The organism is Streptomyces sp. NBC_00510 (assembly GCA_036013505.1).
Classification (GTDB): Bacteria; Actinomycetota; Actinomycetes; order Streptomycetales; family Streptomycetaceae; genus Actinacidiphila.
In genome coordinates, this window is sequence record CP107851.1 from 2,304,398 (window position 1) to 2,324,706 (window position 20,309).

The 20,309-nt window shown below is 67.3% G+C and carries 13 protein-coding genes; 6 read left to right on the forward strand and 7 right to left on the reverse strand.

Going from position 1 to position 20,309, the window contains the following annotated elements; translation table 11 throughout:
- The first annotated feature begins 22 nt into the window (after window positions 1–22).
- The 5 genes from OG937_10230 (at window position 23) to OG937_10250 (ending at window position 5,074) form a co-directional block, all read left to right on the forward strand.
- Window positions 23–784 (forward strand): hypothetical protein, encoded by a 762-nt coding sequence (locus OG937_10230; protein WUD72045.1) that lies wholly within the window; start codon window positions 23–25, stop codon window positions 782–784.
- 297 nt (window positions 785–1,081) lie between these two features.
- On the forward strand, window positions 1,082–2,902 hold the full coding sequence (locus tag OG937_10235; GenBank protein WUD72046.1) for a glycoside hydrolase: 1,821 nt from the start codon (window positions 1,082–1,084) through the stop codon (window positions 2,900–2,902).
- Window positions 2,899–3,402 carry a hypothetical protein gene (locus OG937_10240; GenBank protein ID WUD72047.1) on the forward strand — a complete coding sequence of 168 codons (504 nt, stop codon included), beginning with the start codon at window positions 2,899–2,901 and terminating at the stop codon, window positions 3,400–3,402. Before OG937_10235 ends, OG937_10240 begins: the two co-directional genes overlap by 4 nt.
- A 429-nt stretch (window positions 3,403–3,831) precedes the next feature.
- Window positions 3,832–4,662 carry an IS5 family transposase gene (locus OG937_10245; protein ID WUD72048.1) on the forward strand — a complete coding sequence of 277 codons (831 nt, stop codon included), beginning with the start codon at window positions 3,832–3,834 and terminating at the stop codon, window positions 4,660–4,662.
- 7 nt (window positions 4,663–4,669) lie between these two features.
- A complete protein-coding gene (locus OG937_10250) occupies window positions 4,670–5,074 on the forward strand; it encodes a hypothetical protein (protein WUD72049.1) in 405 nt (134 codons plus the stop codon).
- 80 nt (window positions 5,075–5,154) lie between these two features.
- Here the strand turns inward: OG937_10250 and OG937_10255 are convergent, their stop codons facing one another.
- From OG937_10255 to OG937_10270, 4 genes are all read right to left on the reverse strand, one after another.
- Window positions 5,155–6,174, reverse strand: a complete 1,020-nt coding sequence (locus OG937_10255) for a protein kinase family protein (GenBank protein ID WUD72050.1) — start codon at window positions 6,172–6,174, stop codon at window positions 5,155–5,157.
- 375 nt (window positions 6,175–6,549) lie between these two features.
- Window positions 6,550–7,722 carry a hypothetical protein gene (locus OG937_10260; protein ID WUD72051.1) on the reverse strand — a complete coding sequence of 391 codons (1,173 nt, stop codon included), beginning with the start codon at window positions 7,720–7,722 and terminating at the stop codon, window positions 6,550–6,552.
- A 38-nt stretch (window positions 7,723–7,760) separates the two neighbouring features.
- On the reverse strand, window positions 7,761–9,110 hold the full coding sequence (locus OG937_10265; GenBank protein ID WUD72052.1) for a replication-relaxation family protein: 1,350 nt from the start codon (window positions 9,108–9,110) through the stop codon (window positions 7,761–7,763).
- A gap of 797 nt (window positions 9,111–9,907) precedes the next feature.
- Entirely contained in the window at window positions 9,908–10,150 is a 243-nt protein-coding gene (locus OG937_10270; GenBank protein WUD72053.1) for a winged helix-turn-helix domain-containing protein, read from the reverse strand.
- Between the two features lie 421 nt (window positions 10,151–10,571).
- On the opposite strand from OG937_10270, the gene OG937_10275 reads away from it, so the two are divergent.
- Window positions 10,572–10,877, forward strand: coding sequence for a hypothetical protein (locus OG937_10275; protein ID WUD72054.1), 306 nt, complete (start codon window positions 10,572–10,574; stop codon window positions 10,875–10,877).
- 998 nt (window positions 10,878–11,875) lie between these two features.
- On the opposite strand, the gene OG937_10280 is transcribed toward OG937_10275, so the two are convergent.
- From OG937_10280 to OG937_10290, 3 genes are all read right to left on the reverse strand, one after another.
- Window positions 11,876–13,759 carry a DUF2075 domain-containing protein gene (locus OG937_10280; protein ID WUD72055.1) on the reverse strand — a complete coding sequence of 628 codons (1,884 nt, stop codon included), beginning with the start codon at window positions 13,757–13,759 and terminating at the stop codon, window positions 11,876–11,878.
- A gap of 270 nt (window positions 13,760–14,029) precedes the next feature.
- A complete protein-coding gene (locus OG937_10285) occupies window positions 14,030–17,443 on the reverse strand; it encodes a Swt1 family HEPN domain-containing protein (protein WUD72056.1) in 3,414 nt (1,137 codons plus the stop codon).
- A complete protein-coding gene (locus tag OG937_10290) occupies window positions 17,443–20,298 on the reverse strand; it encodes a DUF1156 domain-containing protein (protein WUD72057.1) in 2,856 nt (951 codons plus the stop codon). Before OG937_10290 ends, OG937_10285 begins: the two co-directional genes overlap by 1 nt.
- Between the last annotated feature and the right edge of the window lie 11 nt (window positions 20,299–20,309).

Here is a 20,309-nt window from a genome sequence, read left to right on the forward strand (position 1 = left end):
ACCAACAATGAGGAGAGACACCGTGGCGAACCCGGCCTTCCGCAGCACTCGCGGCACCGGCTCACCGGCCCGCCGCACCATGACCGCGGCCGCCCGCGCGGCGGCCAAGCGCGCCGGACGGCCCGCGCCTCGCGAATGCGGTGCCCACCAGGAAGAGCAGACCCGCTCCGGGCGCACCCTGCTCGTCGATCCCCCGCCGAACGGCTGGGAGGACCCGCCGGAGCCCGAGTCACCCGAGTCGTTCGAGGGGAAGACGGAGGTCGGTGCGTCCCCGCGCAACGCCGGGCGGGGCGTGCTCACCGCGGCGCTGGGCATCGTCCTCGTGGCGGCCCTGGTCGCGGCCGCCGTACTCGGGCGGGAGTACCAGCAGGGGCGGCAGGCGGAGCAAGCCCGCGACGAGGCCCTCGCAGCCGCGCGGAATGCGGCGCCGGTCGTGCTGTCGTACGACTACCGTCACCTGGACCGGGACTTCTCTCGTGCCCGCATCCTGCTGACCGGGCGCTTCCGCGACCAGTACGGCAAGACCACGAAGGCGGTGGTCGCGCCGACCGCGACGAAGTACCACGGTGTGGTGAAGGCGACCGTGGCCACACCCCCCGACGGTGACGCCCCGGCGGTGTCCGTCGTGTCGGCCACACCGGACCGGGCCGTCGTCCTGCTCTTCGTCAACCAGATCACCCGGAGCACTCAGGTCCCACAGCCGCGGCTGGACCTGAACCGGGTGCGCATGACGCTCACCCACACCACCGACGGCTGGAAGGTGAGCGGCGTCGACGCCCTCTGACCAGGCCTCCGTAACTGCCCTCGCGCGGTCGCGCGGGGGCACTTTTTCCAGAGGAACGGGCGCGGCCGGGCTGGGCCGGCGGGCTTCACTGCGGTCGGGCTGTGGTGGGCCGGGCGACGTTCTTGCCCCCGAGCGGTCTGCCTCACCGACTCCGGCCAACCCCCTCAGCACCCGTCCGGCCCGCTTCGAAAAGAGTTCGGTTGCTCGCGACGGACACCGCCTGCCTCCCCGTAGAGCAGATGAAGGCTTCACCCGTACCGCCACCCTTCATCCGACTCGCGAATTCACGAGGTACCTGTGGCTCTCCTCTTCGCACGTCGTCTTCACCTCCACCTGCGGTCGCGGGGGCGTCGCGCCGTCGGGTTGCTGGTGCTCGTCGCCGGAACCCTGCCGGGTGCGCCGGCCGGCGCCGCGACCCCGTCCTCCGGATCGGTCAGCGACACCGCGCTGACGACCACGTGGAGCGCCGGGCCCTTCGCCGTCCCGAATGTCTCCGGCACTGCCGGGACGGTGAGCTGCGGGCATGGGCAACCCTGCGACGACTACGCCCTGAAGGTGTCGGTGCCTGCGGGCTACGACGCCGGTCACAGCCTGCGCATCGACGTCAGATGGCCGGGCTCCGCCGCCGACTTCGACCTGTACGTCCTCGATGCGGACGGCCGAGAGGTGGCCACCTCGGCCTCTTCCAGCGACCCCGAGACCGTGCTGCTCCCGGCGGTGTCGGCGTCGTACACCGTGCGCGTGGTGCCGTACGCGCCGCTCGGCAACAGCTTCACCGGCACCGCGAGCCTGATCGCCACTCCGGCCGATCCGCCGCCGAGTACGGCCACGCCGCCGACGTACGCGAACTCCCGGGCACCCGACGGCATCGCGGATGCGCACAACGCCGGTGAACCCTCGATCGGCGTCGACCGTGCGAGTGGCGCCGCAATGTTCCAGGCGTACACGTCGACACTCCAGGTCACCTACGACAGTGCCGGTGCCGCCACATGGCAGGACAAGAGCGCGAGCGCGGCCAACGGCTGCCCCCAGGGAAGCACCACCAGCCTCGACCCGATCCTGTTCACCGACCCGGTCACCCACCGCACCTTCGAGTCGCAGCTCGCCGGCAAGACCGCCCTGACCTGCTACACCGACGACGACGGTGACATGTGGACGCCAACGGGCGGCTCGGGCATCAACTCCGGTGTGGACCACCAGACCATCGGTGGCGGCCCCTTCGCCACGGGCGGTCCAGGCACCGTCACGTCGTACCCGAACGCCGTCTACTACTGTTCCCAGGACATCGCCGACGCCTCTTGCGCGGTCAGTCGGGACGGCGGTCTGACGTACGGTCCCGCCGTTCCGATGTACTCGCTGCTGGACTGCGGCGGCCTGCACGGGCATGTGAAGGTCGCCCCGGACGGCACGGTGTACGTGCCCAACAAGGGCTGCGGTGGCAATCAGGCCGTGGCCGTCTCCGAGGACAACGGGCTGACGTGGACCGTCCGCAAGAACCCGTCCAGCACCCCCGGTGACTCGGACCCGAGCGTGGGAGTCGGGGCCGGCGGGACCGTCTACATGGGCTACCAGAACAGCGACGGCACGCCGCGTACCGCCGTCAGCCACGACAAGGGCAAGACGTGGCTGTACGACCAGAACGTCGGCGCGGCCCTCGGCATCAAGAACATCGTCTTTCCGGCCGTGACCGCGGGCGACGACAACCGCGCCGCGTTCGCCTTCCTGGGCACCACCACCGGCGGCAACTATCAGGACGCGGCCAACTTCACGGGCGTCTGGCACCTGTACGTGGCCACCACCTACGACGGCGGCCAGTCCTGGGTGACCGTCGACGCCACCCCCACCGACCCGGTTCAGAAGGGGTCGATCTGCACGGGCGGCACCACGTGCGGCAACGATCGCAATCTCCTGGACTTCATCGACGTCACCACCGACGCCCAGGGTCGCGTGCTCGCCGCCTACGCCGACGGCTGCACCGGCACCTGCGCGACCGGAGGTGCGCAGAACTACGACGCGCTGGCGTCCATCGCCCGCCAGTCTTCAGGCAACACGCTGTACGGCGCGTACGACGCCTTGATCCTCGGCCGCACAAGAAGCCCTAAGGAAACCACTCGATGAAGCCATCGCCCCCGGCTGCCGTACTGGCAGCAGCCGTCCTCAGCCTGGCCGCGGTCACCGGATGCTCAGCGGCGAACAAGCACGCCGAGCCACCGCGGGCGACACCGTACGCGGCAGAGCATGCGACCGATCCGCCGGCCGGGAACGCGGTCGGCGCCGCGCCCGGCGGCTGCCCCACTGCCGCGTCACTGCCGCTCCCCAAGGACTTCCCGGAGAACCTGCCGGTGCCCGACGGCGCGGTCGTGACCTCGGTGGAGCACCGCACCGGCGGCCGGCTCGTCGTCGCCACCGTCATACGGGGCGGCTTCGACACCACGCTGGCGTTCCTGCACAAGCGGCTCCCCAAGGCCGGCTACATCCCCAAGGAGGGCGAAGTGGAGGAGGACGACGCCGAGTCGAACTTCTCCTCCACGAACGTCCGGGGCCGCTGGACCCTGCGGAAGATGTCCGACTGCGAGGGAGGGGTGTACCTGACGTACCTGACGTCCGCTGTCTCCTGACCCTGCCCCGGCCAAGCCCTCTTCCTGGCCGGTGAAACTGCAAGGGGCCGCCTTCCGCGGCGAGCGGTACCACGTGCGCCGTTGACCGAGGGGTGGCCTCCCGGACTGAAAAACCCCTGGTGAACACATGCACCGCGAGTCTGATCGGCCGGCCTGACGCAGCAGTCGCCCGGGGCCGTATACGGGGGCGGGTTGTCGCTGGTGCGGTGGAGAATGAGTCTTCGCAGGTCGTCGTGTCCGACTGCAGGCTGGGAGCGGAAGCCCTGAGAGGGCAGGGAGCGAGTTTTTGCCCGGTTTGCCGCTGGGTGTGGGTCAGGTCCGATGATCAACGTCGATCCACTCTGTTTGTCCTGGTCTGTCGTCGCGCGTTTCAGTGACGCCTGCACGAACCGGCGGCAGGGCGCAAGTAGGTGGTGCCAGGCTGGCGCGGTGAGCGAGCGCCGCGGTTACTACACGGACACGACCGACGAACAGTGGGCGCTGATCGAGCCGGTGATCGCGGCATGGAAGGCGCAGCACTCGTCGGTCAGCGGGCACACCGGGCGCTATGCGATGCGCGGGATCGTCGACGCGCTGATCTACCAGAATCGCACCGGCTGCCAGTGGTCGCTGCTCCCGGGCGACTTCCCGCCGGCCTCGGCAGTGAAGTACTACTTCTACCGGTGGCGCGACGACGGCCTGGATCAGGTGATCTGTGAGCTCCTGCGCTGCCAGGTGCGCGAGCGCGCCGGGCGCGCGGAGGACCCGTCGCTGGTGGTGCTCGACGCGCAGTCGGTGCACGCGGCGGTCAATCTCCATGCGTCCACCACGGGCAAGGACGCCGGTAAGAAGGTGCCGGGCCGCAAACACGGGATCGCGGTCGATGTCATAGGGCTGATCATCGCGGTCGTGGTGATGGCCGCGAGCGTGCACGACAACGCCATCGGCACCGCACTGCTGGACAAGCTCGCCACCACTACGAGCACGGTGAGCAAGGCGCTGGTGGACCAGGGGTTCAAGAACACCGTGGTCGAACATGGCCGGGAGATCGGTATCGACGTCGAGATCGTCGAGCGCAACCCGGCCGATACCGGCTTCGTGCCGCAGCCGATCCGGTGGAGGGTGGAGCAGACCCTCGGCACGTTGATGCTGCATCGGCGGCTGACCCGTGATTACGAGGGCAACCCGCGCTCGAGCGAGTCCCGGATCTACTGGGTCATAAGCTCGATCATGATCCGTCGGCTGACCGCCACGAGTGCCCCGACCTGGCGCGGACTATAGAAGGACGATGACGGTGACCTCGCTGTTGGACAAACTCGCCGACCGCGAGCAAGCCGTACGCACCCACGCCGACTATCTACGAGTGCAACTCGCCCAGCTCACCGCCCAGATCAGCGAACTGGAAGCCGAACTCGCCGACCTGGCCACGACCCGCAAGGTCTTGCTCACCCTAGGGATCGACGAGCACGACCCGCAGCCGCGGTCCCTGCCCGACAATCCCGTCTACCAGTACATCCTTTCCGCCCTCGCCGACGCGGACAGGCCCGTGCGCGCGAAAGACCTGTGCCAGGTGCTCGACCTCGGCCTTGAGCCGAAGAACATCGAAGGAATGCGCTGCAAGCTCAAGCGGCTGGTTGCCCGCGGTTTGATCGCCGAGAACGAGCCTGGTCTTTTTGCACTCTGCAGCCGATGATCACGTCCGCTCCACGCCACGTGCCGGGGATTTGATCCGGGCTCGGTGACACACCAGGCCGAACCCGCTCCCCGCACCCCTCAAAGCTCTATCGGGTACGGCGCCTGCCTGCTCTCGTGCTGGAGTCTGCGGAAGAAGTCCGTCATCACGACGGCGGCCGGCGCGTCGCGAGCGAGGATCGCCGCGGCCGTCGCGGGGGCTCCGGTAGGGACCTCGCCCCGGGCGTACGCGCGCAGCCGGGCCTCGCGATCTTCCCGCCCGGACCCGAAAAGTGCGGTGACCAGCCATTGCGACGTGTACATGGCCGTGTAGCAGCGGTCGTAGTTCTGGTGCCGTTCGAAGAAGGCGGATTCGTCCTTCGACAGCTCGAACCGGGAGGAGATGGCCAGCCCGTAGTCCGCGAAATACAGGCGCTCACCATCGGTGAGGATGTTCTGGAAATGGGCGTCAAAGTGCAGCAGTCCGCGGGCGTTCATGAACGAGATCCCTGCCTCCAGGTTCCGCTCCACCATCGCGCACGCCCGATCGGCGGCCTCTCCACGGGCATTTATCTGCTCACCGAGCCACTGATGCACGTTCTGCGGGATGTACTCCAGGAACAGCGCGATGCTCGCCGAGGAGTCCCGCAGCTCCTCGATACGCCGGCGCACCTGCGATCCGCCGCCCCAAAAGGCGACCGTGCCCTCGATGTCGGACAGCTCCTCGGGCAGCGGCGTCGAATCCGGCACCACCCGCCAGTGGTACATCAGCGGGAAACCCTCGTAGTCGCCCGCGAGCACCCAGCTTGTGGTCATGGCGTGCGCAGCCAGTTCCCGCCACGCTCCAAAGCCCGGCCCGCCGATGCCGTAGTGGCAGAATAGCGGCAGCTCGAACAGGTTCGCCGTGGACCGGACGTTCTCCGGCCACCGCTCCAGGTCGGTCAGCGGCACCCGCTTGACGAACACGGGCATCCCGGCGACCTCCAACAGCGCCGACTTCCCGCCGATCCCGGATCCGATCGGCGCGGCCGCATCCAGGGCTTTCGCCAGCGCGTGATCGCTGAGCAGAGCCAGGGAAGTGGAGACGGCGCTGTACGCGGTCAGCCGCGCGGCGAAGGACATGGGACCGTACCCTACGGGGAGTTCGACGGCTGCGCCGGGAGCCCGACTCTCGCATCAGGTGGGTGCCGGCGAGCCTGCCTGCTGGCCGACACCTTGAGTCCGGCAGCCCGCAACCCTCAACAAATGCGCTCTGACCTGCACACCTGCCCCACGTCCAAGGACCAAGCAGACAGAAGCTCGCTTTCCGCCCTCTGACCAGGAACTCGGGACCCGGCCCTGCCTTGTTCCTCCCGGTGTCCACCTCGCGTGTCCGCCCCCGTGGCCCTGGGACCGGGGGCGTTCCCAGCCGAGGAGATCGGGAGCACTTCTCCTCGTCCATCGGTCCCGAGCGGTGGCGACGGATCGCGGGTGCGGTGGGTCCCGGAGGCAGCCGGATCAGGACCGGGGGAGGTCCAGGGAGTCGAAGCGGCGCATGAGGGCGGGCTTGGCCAGGTGGGCGGCCCGCAGTTCACCGGCCCGCCGGTCGAAGTCCGAGGTGCCACCGGCGCGGGCCTCCAGGGCGCGCAGGTCCGCCAGGAGTGCGACGGCGGCGTCGTAGGCGCTGGCGTTCTTCCGGGCGATCAGGTCGTCGACCTCACGCCACGCCTGTTCGGTGTTCTCGGCGAGCTTGTCCAAGCGCGCCTCCTGCGCCTCGGCGGCGGCCCGCGCCCGAGCCTGCTCGGCCGCGGCCTGGGCGACTTTCTCTCGCCGCCTGCAGTCGGTACGACGGCGGTAGGCCATGTCGAGGAGCTGGGCCGCAGTGCGCCGGCCAATTACGTCACGAGGGCCCGGGATAGTGGTCGCCGCCCGATAGCGGGCCAGGAGTCGGGGCCCTGGGGACGCGGTGGTCAGCGCGGCCTCGACCAGCAGGGCGTCCTTGTCGGCGGCGGGAAGACCGGCGACGAAGGCCGCCAGGGCCTTCCGGTCCAGGACGTCCGCGGTGGCGGGCCGGCTGTCCTCGGCGGCGACCGCCAGCAGGTCCGCGTCGACGCCAAGGAAGTCCGCCAGGGCCTGCTGCGGGCCGGTGAGCGAGGCCAGTCCCGCGGGGACGGGCGGCTCGACCTCGCGGGCGTAGTTCTCCTCGTCGTCCTCCGCGAGCTCCCAGGCGGTGAGCCCGGCAAGCCACGCCACGTACAACGGCCGCAGGTCTCCCGCCGCGAGTTCGGCGCGCAGCCCCACGAATGCAGAGAGTGTGTAGGACGTATCGAATTCCCACTCGCCGCCGTCCTCCGAGGACACGGAGAAGTCCAGCAGCGTGTGTCCGGACCGGGTCCAGACGCCGAGCGCATCCTCCATCGCGTACGCGGTGGCTTCCTTGGCCGGGAGCGAGCCGTCGGGCAGACGCAGGACGAGGCGACGGCTGCCCCAGTTCGCGTAGTACAGATGAGCGTCGTAGAACTGCTCGACCAGCTTCGTCGTATCGCCGCGGAAGTCGCCCCAGTGGTATTCGTTGACGAAGCGGGTCGGGGTGATGTCGGCGCGGGTGGACAGCGCGCGTACCTGCCTGACCTGGTCCTCGTCCAACGGGCGGTCAAGCGCGAGGAACTCGTAGTACTGGTACTCGCTCACGACTTGGCAGCCTACCGGCCGTGCACCCAAGGTTTGAGTCAGCCGCGGAGCCATCCGAACAGCCCATTGCCGCGCCGTTCGCGCTCCCACTCCGCCTCCGCTTCGGCTCGTTCGGCCGCGACGCGCTCGCGCTGCGTACGACAGCGCGGGCATTCATCGCCGCGGGCCAAGCCAGGGGCATCGTCAGGGTCGACGTCGCCGCCGCAGGTCGGGCAAGGCCACAGCGAGGCCTCCCATTGCCGGTGCTCGTCCTCCTGCCGACGTGCTTCCTCCTCCTCAGCTGCCTGCTGGGCGGCGCGACGTTGTTCGTCTCGACGGCCGTAGGCATGCAGGTCGTCGGCGTTGCGCAGGGCATCGGTGAGTGTCTGGGCTGAACCGTGGCCGAAGCGCCACCAGATCGCCCCGCACGGGCCGTGCTGCTGCAGCCGGTCCAGTGCGGTGGCCAGGACGGGCACCGTGCCGTCGTAGTCCCGGTACCCGTCCCGCTCTCCGGTGTTCCCTATCGGGCGGCCAGGACGCCACATGCCCTGCCAGTGCTCCTCGGATAAGCGTGCGACCTCATGTATCCGTGCTTGCAGGGCCTTGGGGCCGACCTGCTTGGTGAACACGAACGCCACTGGTGGGAAACCGTCGCGACCGGACGCCTGCCAGAGGGTCGACCACAGTGGGACTTGCTGCCCGCCCTGGTCCTTCACGGTGCGCTGGAAGAACCGGCGGTAGCGAACGATCTTGTCTGCCACCTTGGCCGGTGGTTCGGTGCCGTTGTCGACCTCTACGAACACCACCGGCAGCCCGGCTTCCGGCGCGGTCAGAACCGCGTCGGCGCGCAGGCTGCCCTTGCCCGGCGCGGCGAACGTGCCGGTGACGGGGAGAGCAAGCTCGGTGTGCCACCCGTCAAGTGTGCCCAGCCCTGGCGGCCTGGCAGGCAGCGGCTTAGTCAGCCCGGCGGCGGGCGGTGTGCCGCGGCGGGCAACCGGTTTGGTCGGCTGCGGCGATGTTTGCAGGAACGCGTCGATGGTGTCGGTCACCTTCACCGCGTGCGTCGCGCCGGCCCTGGCCGCCTCCCGAGCGGTACCACCCATCTCACCGAGCGGCCGGTCCAGCTCGGTCGCGGCCACCGCCAATCCAGCCGTGGTGAGATTCCACAATTGCTCGCTGACCGGCTGGCCCGACGGGTTCGTGCCGGTCACTTTGCCGACTGATTCCAACAGCGCGGCGTCGCGCAGGTCCTTGCACGCGTTGCGGACGGTCTGGACATCGGACGTACCCGGCAGGATCAACTGCCGCAGTTGCGCGACAGTAGCGACCTTCACCACTCCGAGCGCCAGCAGGACAAGACTCCGCGTCCGCGCCGTCGACCCGAACCGCCACCGCGTCGTGCCCGTCATCACGCTCTCCCTCCCCAAGCTTTCGGCGCCGCGCTACCCCATCCGCGGACCCGCCGTCCGCGCCGCCACGGCGGCAGCCGGTGATCCGGGGCTGGGGCGGGCACCCGGGGCCCCACCTCGCGACCCCTGCACGACCACTCCACCACCCCCCACTGACACACAAGACCAGGAACAGACGGAGCAAAGGGGTTGTCGAGGCAATCACCACCGGCCAATGCACGGGTTGACTTGCGGCAACCCTGCACAGGACGTGGAAGGTCACCGTAGGGCGGTGTGTAGGGAGGACTGTAGGGAACGCTGTTGGGGCGTCTGTACGCACCGACGGCAACGGCGGGTCACTGACCGGGCAGGCCCACAGGCGCCGTGCACGGCGTCCTAGCCGCCCCGCCACTCACCGCCCGACTCCCCGACAGCCCACGCACCACGAAACGCACTCCCGGCTATCGGGCCTGCTTGAAGCACGACGGAGAGTGGCCGGCCCGAGTGGGAACTCACCGACTACTGCGGCCGCACTCACCGTCCACGGCTGAGGCGGTAATCGGTGAGTGGTGTCGGGCAACGCACTGAGCGCCCCGGTGGTTCGCGACGCTCGACGACGAGCAGGCGGGCGCACTTGGCATCAGCCGACCGTCGGACATCGTGAGGACGCGGGGACCGGTTTACCTGTAGGTCCTCCCGCTGAGCACGCCATCGTTCTCGCGGGTTCCGGGGCGTGTGGACGTCTGGAGGTCAGACCACCATGGGGCGATCAGCACTCCTCGGCGTCTGGTCTGGGCCAGCGCGGCGACAGCGCCCACCTACGGCTGATCCCGCTCCTCCGGTCTCAACACGTACGTGCCCATGCCCTTCTCGGAGCGCGTCAGCCCCTGAGCACGTACCCGCTCCATCGCACGCTGCGCCGTCGAGTTGACCACACCGAACTCAGCCGCAATCTGCACCACGCTGGGGACCTTGCTGCCAGGCGGATAGGTGCCGTCCGCGATCCGCTCAATGATCACGTCAGCGATCTGCGGCCACATGGCCCGGGTGCGATCGATCATGGGTCTACTGAAGCGCTCCGAAGCGTTCTCAGCATCCGAAGCGCACTGAGGTATACCGAGGTACACTGAAGCCTCAAATGAAGACGCCCCTGGGAGATCCGGGCTAGGGATCGCTCAGGGGCTGACCGAAGAATGGAGCTTCGGCTATGCGAAACCTTATCGCCGCGCTTACCGCCTGGTTCCGACCCGCTCGTGGAAAGCGCCGCACGAAGACCGAGCCGGCGCAGGCAGTCCATCTCGTTCCGCTGTCCACGCCTCAGCCCTTACGTCCGAGTGCGTGGATCGACGCTGACAGCCTTCCGCTCGTGCCCCGGTTCCTCGTCCACCACGAGTGCGCCCAGGAAACACGGCGGCAGCGCGACCGGCGAAGGGCACTGGCACTCGCCACGATGGGGCAGGACTACGTGCCGGAGCGCACGGCATGACTGACGCTGTGGCGGGGCTCCGTCTACTGCCGTGGGACGGTCCCAATGGAAAGCCCGCATACACCCCCGACAACAATCCCGATGGCATGATCGCGCGACTCGCCGACCGCATGGAACGCGAACAACTCACCACAGCATCAGACCTGCTTCAGCTCACCCGTCAGATGCTCGCCGTTACCGAGCCACTGACCTCGGACCAATCGCGCTTCGTCGTAGCACGTCTCTGCGACGCGCTGTCGAACACGCTACGGGTCGCCGAGTCGCGCGGCATGCGCCTCACGACCGGATGCACCGATGAGTAGGGGCGAAGCTCCGCGAATGACCATGCGCGTATCGCGCGACGGCGGCCAAACCTGGGGGCGCCGCCTGTACTTCCACAGCAACGACAACCTCAAGCCCCTCCAGTCTTCCGAGTGGCCACCGTGCGAGTGCCGCCGATGCGTGCCGAGGCTGCACCGCACATAGCGATCCACCCGTACGAAGGGACCGTAGCGGCCCGCACGGCCTGGGTCGCTACGGGCCTTGGCAACCTCGACGCCCCTCCGCTGGATACCGCGCATTCTGCATACGCCGCCCGCTCCGGCCCCGAGCCAGCCTCCGGACATGCCCGATCGATGGTCGGCGGAGCAGCGCGCCCGCCTGCTCGTCGCCCACCAACGGGGACCAAGTGGTCCTCATTTCATAGGTCACGCGCCACTCACCCGCCGCCCTCCTCCCCATCGCAGACGGTGAGTTCGGCCGCAGTGGTTGGTGAGTGAGCACTCCGGCCGACCCCTTACTGCTGCATCGCAATCAGGCACAGAGGAGATACTCGAACATCAATCGAACGGTGCGCAATCGGGAAACACTGCGGTCACCGACTGCCTGGTGCGGGGCGCTTTGCCTGATGCGCAAGCAGCGTGCGTCAGAGTGCGCAGTGGCGAACACCTGACGGGCCCGAGATCATGCTTCTGACCCTGGGCAGGTTCGTCGGGGGGAACGTGCTTCGCGAGTCGATGGCGTTCAGCGAGCTGACCTCGTCATGGCGTCCCATCGACAGACAGATCTTCGGCGTGCGGACCGAGCGGCGCATACGCCCCGGGGTGGAACGGTCGGATGCTGCGTCTGTCGCCATCCACTCCGCTAGCCACGGCCACCTGCTGGCCGCCGCACTCGCATCCAAATGCGCCAAACCACGCTCCCACGTGGGCAAGACGGTGTTGGCCGAACTCGACCTGCCGCAGGGCCTCGCGCCAGTCGACCCTCGGTCCCCACCTTGTCCGGCCCACCACCGAACCAGCTGCCGACGAGGCTCACTTCGTCACACGGCGGCAGCCTGTCGCTCCAGGCCCACCAGCTCGCGCAGCTTGTCCCGCGTCTCCGGGTCCGTCGAGTACACCACCGTGCCGACCATGCCGCGCGTGAGCAGGACCTTGTATGTATTTCGGATTAGTCGGTCCACGTCGGCGTCGGGCGTGGACTTCTTGAAGACCGGGTCCTTGGACTTCGTACGGTCAGTGACCCAGCGGTCCGTGCGCCAGACCAGGTCGGGGCCGATGATGACCCCGGACCAGTCGTACTCGAAGCCCTGTGCGGTGTAGACGCAGCCGATCTGGCCGAAGCCGGTCGGGTCCGTCGCCCAGAGTGCGGACGGGGGCGCCCCGGAGATGGCGCGTTCGCCTCGCAGGTTCCAGGGGCGGGCCCAGTCGCCGATCACGACGTCCGCGGGGAGCGGATCGCCGGGCTTGGGCTCCGGGGACCACGGCCAGCAGTAGCCGGCGGACATGCGAGCCCCGTAACCCTTCGCGCGGCGGTCTTCGAGGAACGCCTCCATCTCCTGTGGGCTGTCGGTGACGAGGAGTTGCATGCGGTCGTCGGGCTCCCACGTCACCGAACCACTGGGCTCCAGCCCGAGGAGCCGCACCACCCACCTCAGGTATGCGTCGCTGCCGCCGCAGCGGAACTGGCTGTCCAGCGGAACGACATGGCACTCGAGCCCCTTGCGGGCAGCGGCCGCCGTGATCTCGGCCACCGTGCCCATCTCGCCGGGGCGTACCACCTGGTGCTCGTCGAGCAGGAAGACGGGGACGCGGGCGACGTCAATGAGCTCGTCGATCTGCGGTCTGCCGGTGCGGTGGGCAGCCGAAGTGTAGCGATTCGCCGAGGTCTCCCGGATACGGTGGGCCTCGTCGCAGATCACCACGTCCAGGGTGTTCTTCTCTGCCGTCATGAAGCTGTTGAAGTACTTGAAGAGGTCTTGCACCTCACGCTTGCGGGCGCCCGCGACCTTGCGCATCGTCTTGGTGAACGACTGAGAACCGGTGGCGTGCAGTGCTGGGGCACCCTGCCGGTACAGCTCTCCCAGCAGGGACAGCGCGATGACGCTCTTGCCGGTTCCAGGTCCGCCGGTGACGACCACGACCTCCTTGCGGTCGGAGTGCTTCGCCTTGCGTACGGCGTTGAGCACCATGCGGTAGGCGACCTGCTGTTCGTCGAGCAGTACGAACTGCTCACGCTCGCGCACTTCCTGTGCCGCGACGGCCATCAGTTGCTTGGACGGGACCGTCTTGCCGTCCTGGAGCTCGTCGGCCGCGCGGGCGCCGGAATGTTTGTCGCTCAACTTGGTCCGGAGGTAGTCGAGGAACGCTCCTCGACTACCGGCGGTGAACAACTGTCCCCGGCCTTCGCGTTCGATGTCGCGCAGTCCGCTCACGCCGAACTCGGTCGCGTTGTGCAGGTACGCGACTCCGCTGACGCGCTCCGGGTGCTCAGCGACCGCTCCGTTGAAGTTGACCAGGTACTCGCAATAGCGGCGTACCTGCTCGATGGGGTTGAGAACGGGCCGGGCGTAGGCGTCGACGTGGCAGAGTTCCGGGTCGTCATCGTGCGGTGTGGCCTGGCTCCACTGCTTCAGCTCGACCACGACGTAGGAGGGTTCCCCGCTGACCGGGTGCAGCCCGGCAAGCACAGCATCGGCGCGCTTGCTGTTCAGGGGCAGCGCGTACTCGAGCATGATCTCCACGTCACCGAGGCCGGCGTCATTGAGTGCCGCGGCGAGAACAGGGATGCTGCGCTCCCAGGAGCGGGCCTCGGAAGGCCCGGGGCGGTAGCCGTGCATATGGACGAACCGCTCGGTGAGGTGATGGAGGAGCGATCCGTCATGGGCCATGACGGCGACCGTCCTGGCTGACGCGCGGAGCAACAACGACTTCCCCCAGGCAGCACGAAGTGACTCGTGCGGGTGGGGGCATGTCCTTCGAGACTCCACCGGAGCGGAGCGGAAGCCCGTCGGGCCGCAATGACGATGTGATCAAGGGTACTCATGCGGCAGATGATGGTGAAGGCACTTCTCTGCGGGAAGGACCGCTCAGAGGCCTGTTCGGGCCGGTAGGACCAGCAAGACGGCACCTCAGCCGACCATCTGGGCCCAGATGGTCGGCTGAGGCCGCATGTAGCGCGTATTGCCGGACAAGGGCTAGTGCTCTTCGAACCCGCTGTCTTCAAACTTTAGCTGTGCGGCATTCTCTCGGACGGTGCGCACCTGCTGTTCGGTGAATCCGTCGGTGGTGGTTGCGGTGATTTCGATGCGGACCTCGAGCTGGACGCCGTCGGCGGCCTCGAGGTGTGCGAGGACTTCCTGCTGGATGTTGGCGAAATCGGCGGCAGGGCGGTTGGGGCTGAGGGTCTTGACGCCCCAGAACCTGCGCGTGACTTTCTTGACCGGAGGCATCGGAGGCTGAGAGCCGGGGCCCGGAGTAGGCACGATGGCGCCTGGGCCGGGGGGCGGGGTGCTGCCTTCATTGCCGTTGTCGCCGTCCGCCGGGGTGACCGGTTCGATCGGTGGGGTGGCGACGACTCGTGCACGTTGGGCGACTGCTCGTGCCGGCTGGACGAGGAGTGTGCCGTCGGTGACGAAGCTGGGCTCGGGCTTGTCGCCGTGAATCCAGAGGTTCTGGTAATCGTCGGTGGTCTCGTCGTAGCCATCGGCGAGGGCGAAGGCGTCCTGTTGCCAGAGGAGGACATCGGCAGCGCTGAGTACGGCCTGCTCGAGCACTTGCCGGTTAGGCAGGCGCTTGAGGTAGGGGTACTGCGTGTACCAGGACCACAGGTCGCCGAACCTCACGTGCCCCTTGCTCCAGGCGTTGGCCAGGGCACCTTCCAGAGCCATGCGCACGAGCGTGGCCCCGAGCACCGGGGTGATCCAGCCCTTGGCCTTGAGCGCCGCGGTGACGCGCTCGGCGAGGGAACCACCGTCCTTGGCGACACGGGTGAAGGAGATGGTCGGCTTCTGGCCGGGCAGCTCGGTCGGGATCAGCGCTGCGGTGAAGGCTGCGCGAACGCGATCGTCGACGGCCGCGTCCAGCTGGCGTGCGCGGGTGACGGACTGCTTGCGCTGCTGGGCGCTGAGCTCGAGCTCCTCGGCCTCGTCGGCGATGGACTGCCAAGCCCGGTACTCGCGCACCACTCCTTCGAGCTCGGGGTAGGTGTCGCGATCGGCGGCGACCATGACCAGCATGTTGCGGCGCTGCCGCTGCCCGGTGCCTGCCTCCCGCAGGAGACGCGCGGCGAAGTCCGTGGCGGTGGAGGCGTCCTTGCCCCAGGTGAATTTCGGATGCAGGACAACGAGCTTGAGCACCTCGGAATCGGGGATGTCCCCGGTGTCGAGAGGCGCCGCATGCACTGCGCCGAAGGAAGCCTTGGGTGCCTTCTCCGTGGACTTGAGGCGTTCGACGATCGTGGCCCATACGTCGGCCTCGCTGTAGCCGGCTGCGCGGTCGGCGGCCACACGGGAGACCGAAGCAGCCAGGTCGTACCAGGAGCGATCGCCGTCTTCGTAGAAGTAGGTGGCACGCTGGCCCAGCAGAGCGCGGGCGTCACCGATGTGGTTGATGACGTCGCCGGGCACTGCCGTGCCCAGGCGGAGCTGCTGGATGTCCACGCCCTTGTGCGCCGAGCGCAGCGTCGGGACGGTCGCGATGAACACCGACCGGGCGACACGCCTGGTAAGGGCTCGCTGCCCGAACGACGGACGCTCGCGGTCGATCTGAACGGGGGTGGCCCCCTCGCCGTCGACGTCCTTGTCCACCACCGGCTTCCAGTTGTCGTCGAGATACTTGGTGATCTCGCTGAAGACCTGGGTGTCGTGGACGGGCACGGCGCCAGGAGTGATGAGCGGTGTGGTGTCATTGGCGGCCCACAACGAGTTGATGACCACGCTCATCAGACGCAGCACGCCGCGGGTGCGCTGGAACTTCGGCAGCGTCGACCAGTCCTCGTAGAGCCGGTCGAACAGTTCTGGGTGGATCGGGTACGCCGCTCGGATGCGCTGTTCGTATTCGCCGGTGGTTGTCTCGCGCGGGAAGAACCCGGTGTTCTCCTGGTAGTACTTCACGTACTGCTTGGCCACCGCGGCGATGTCCGCCAGAGCCACGGCGTTGGGTTCTTCGAACAGGCGCCGCCGCACGATCTCGAAGGACTCGATGTTGTTGGCCGGCCGCCAGTCGTCGGCGTTGCGGCCGATGGTGTGCTGCAGGGTCTCCAGAGCGACGTGCCCGTTAGGACCACCCACCTCCAGTGCCGAGCCGCCGCCCCCGTTGTCCAGGGAGTCGGAGGCAGGGATGGACACCACGAGCATCACGCCCGGGATGGATTTGGCCAGCTCGGTCAGGTGCTGGGCGAAGGTGTGCTGCGTGGCGAAGGATCCGCCGGGCAGGTCGTCGCGCCCCACGAGCTGGCGGGCGTAGGCCACCCACTCGTCGATCAGGATCAGCACACTCTTGCCGCCGGCGACGACGTCGCGTACGACGGCGTCCAGTGCGTCGCCGGGGTCGGTGCCGGTCGCATCCGCCATGGCGACGCGGTCGAACGCCTGACGGCCTCCGAGCTGCCAGGCCAGCTCCCCCCAGATCGTGCGCACCTGCGTGCCGTCGTCCTTGATGATCGGCTGGCTCGGGGAGAGCTTCGTGCCCACCAAGGTGACCCGCTTCACGTCCAAGGACCTCAGCGGGTCACCTTCGGCCGTGGGCAGTGAGGCATGCACGACGTCCTGCACGGCCTGAGACAGTGCGCTCGTGGCCAGGCCGTCGGAGAACAGGTGGTACAGGGCCAGCATCGAGTGGGTCTTGCCGCCACCGAACTGGGTCTGCAGATTTATCACCGGGCTTGCGCCGGCGTCCCCGGAGAGGCGCTTGAGGGCACGAGTCAGCAGGTCGGACAGGCCACTGGTGAGATAGGTGCGGGAGAAGAACTCAGCCGGGTTCAGATACTCCGGCGCCGCTGTGTGACCATGGGCCACCGCGTACAGGTCGGCGGCGAACTCTGCGGCGGAGAACTGCCCGCGGATCACGTCAGCGTGCGGCCGGATGACTTCACGCCACGGCTTGATAGCCGTACCGGCCTGCATGCCGGCCACCTTGACCGCCTGCGCTTCACGCGTCAGCCGGTTTCGGGTCTGCTTCTCGAAGACTTCCCGCTGGTGCTCCATGCGCATCTTTGCGACCGTATCGGCCTCGTCGCTGGCACCGATGACCGTCAGCAGACGCTCGATCGTGTCCAGGGCACGGTAGGTGTCGTCCGAGGAGAACTTCTGTCCGTGGTGAGCCGCGTTCGCTGTCTCCCGCAGCTCGGAAGCCAACGCGGACTGCGGGCGCGAGAGGTCCTTCTCGAAGACCTTCCACCTCTCCGTGACCATGCGCAGCAGGAACCGCACGTCGTCCCGCGAGTACGCCTTGGCTGTGCCGAACTTTGCCTCGTCCTCAGCGGCGATCAGCTCGATCCAGTCCTTGCCGGTCGGCGCCTGGGCGGACATACGCATATCGACCCACGGCCGCATGCCTTCGAGCAGCTGGTCGAAGCTGCGCAGCACCTTCTCATTGTTCGTCAGCGCCATCAGATCTCCTCCCCAAAGAGCGTCTCGGCCACAGCAGCCGGGCGAATCGTGGACGATGTCGCGGAGACATCAGCCCACCCCCCTCCGAGCCCATTGAACAAGCCAGCGGTCGAGGAGTCCTGAGACTCCATCAGCTCATACAGGCGGGTGGCCAGGCGGTTGACCTCGTCCAGGTCTATCCGCCCCCTTACCCCGGCCATGAGCCTGGCGGCCTCCTCACGCCCCTCGGCCGCGTACGCGCGGGCCAGGTGGCAGGTGACCTCCCACAACGACAGACGGTCATCGCGAGCCGGATCCCACTGGGGGTCGAGATCCTGTGGCTTGATCAGCGCGACCTTGCCTCCGCCAGAGGTGAGCACCCCGCCACGGGCGATCCCGTCCACTGACAGACCCAGTGGCGTAGCCATGGACTCAGCGTCACCGTAGAGGCGGGTATCCCAGCCGTAGGAGCGGAACCAGTCCAGACAGAATCGGGTGTCGGCGTCGAGTTCGCCGTCATGCTCATTCTGCAGGGCATCGAACGTCTGATTGATCAACGCAAGCGCGGTCTTCACCGACATGGCGGAACCGTCGTCCTCCAACACACGAGAGTAGCGGGAGAAAACCGCCATACCTGGGCCCAGGATCGTCTGGCGCAGGTCCGCTGGCGCAATTGCGCCCTCGCGGATCTTTGGAAGGGCCGCATCCAAATCGTTGTGGAGAGCAACAAGGAAACCGGCGCGATCAGTCGCAGACGCTGCCTCTTCTCGAGGCCGCAAAGCTAGCACGATAGATGAAGCTAGCGCGTTCATCCCGACGGAGATCATACGATTTGGTAGTTCAGATCGAACAGGCCAAGTTGCGGTGATGGTCCAGCCAGATCTAATCATTCCGTCCAGGAACGTTGACCACCCCGTGCTTGCGACGCCCTCCTTTTCCAGCTCTGCCTGCTTGAAGGCGTAGAATACGGTAATTGGATATTCGGCAGATGCGGACTGTCGAGCGTTCCAGAAGACACGTTCGAAGCCCTTCTCGAAGAAAGCCTCTGCCTGCTCTTTTCCGCCGTGCCTGTAGGGGTTAGCGACGAGTTCCTCTGCTTTCGGGACGAGCATCGTCCCGAAAAGGTTCGGATGAACGCTGCGGAGAGATCGACGGAGCCAAACATAGAAGAAGTCAGAGAGGTCTGAGTAGTCGATGTTGTCGTAGTACGGAGGGTCGGTTGAAATAAGGAAACCATCGTAGGACCGACCCGCGGCGTCCGCCTGTTGCGCCGATCCAGTGACCCGTGCGGCAGGCATTCCATCAAGAACTTCAGCTTCGGAGGTCACTACGGAGGTGAATCCTCCGCCGTATTCCTCCAACGGGTGTGCTTCGGCGAAGTCCCAAGTCATTGGGATTGCCTGACGTTGAAACGACCCGCGAAGCCGGTTCATTGGAGCTTCCCAGGTGCACATGGTGTTATTGCGTGCAGCAAACTTGCTTAGGGCGAATGCGAGGTAAGTAGCTACTGCATCCGCGTATGCTTCCGCGCTATCGCCGCTGTTGGCCAGGCGCTCACCGCGGGGAAGGCCCGCCGCCAACGCATCGGCTAGGACACGCTCACGGACCTCGACGGCAAGGTCGCTAAACGTGGTCATGGCGGTAAGTTGACGCTTCGTGAACAACTCCGTCCACTCGGTCAAACCATACGTGTGGACGTTGATTCGGCCAGGCCAGTTGGAAATTCCACCAGCGGGGATGCCGTCGGGCGTGGGCAGATCTGCTGCGGCAACGTGCTCGCCGGTTGACTCAAGATAGATACGCCTACGGTCTCGATCGGCTACAATTGCCACGAGTTGGGCGAACATGCGTTTGGCGCGGCTCTCAAGGCGAATGTACTTGAGTTCCACCGTTGTGCCGCAAGCGACACAGTTCGCCCCCTTGCGTCCTACTGTGCCATCTTCAGTGGCAGTCGGTGCCTGCTTCGGGTCATGCTCGATGCTAAATTCCACCCTCCGCCCGCCGGGCGCGGTGGCGTCATCCACGACGATGGGGACTACGTAAGCTTCGTTGCCCTTCTTCTTGCCGAGCCACCAGGTACGCACCAGCGGCATCCGGATGCCGCACGCTGGGTTCGGGCAGGTCACCGTCCGGGCCCAGATCCACGCGATGACAGTGGCTTCGGCGAGCTTCCCAGTGAATTTCTTATCGGGTCCCAGCAAAGGCACCTGCGCCTTGGGGTACAGGTGCCCGATACTCTCCTGCGCTCGGTCGCACATCCAGGCGCCGTAGCGGCGGACGTCCTCTGCAAGACCTTTGGCGCGCGGCCAAGGCCCCATGCGAGCCTCTGCAGCCCCTGGAAACACGGGCGGCTGACCTGCAAACTTGGACGGGATCTCGATGAGCGCCTTGTTGATCAGTACGGGCACGGGGTTGAGGTCACTGGCGTGAGCCTCCAGGCCGAGGCGCTGCGCCTCCAACGGGATCGTGCCGCCACCTGCGAACGGATCCAAGATTGCCGGCGGGTTCCCCCTCGTGCTCTTGAAGATCTCCTCGCGTGCTTCCCGATACAGTCCCTCATTGGAGGCATTGTCCCATTTCACCAACTTGCGGATGATCCCGTGCAGCCGCTCACGCTCTACCTTCTGCTCCTCCTCGGTGGGGAACAGTTCCGGGTGGCTGGAAGGGTCGTCGACGAGCTGGGCGAACAGCACCGCCCGGGCCGCCGCCAGCGGCCGGCGGGCCCACCACAGGTGCAGCGTGGAGGGGTGCCCGTGGCGGATCGACTTCTCGCGGGCGGACTCGGCGTTGATGTCTTCCAGCGGAAGGGAGACCTCGATGAGCTTGCGTCGAGGGACAGAACCTGACGGCGTTCCGGGCTGCACTGCGGTATTCACCTGCTCAATCT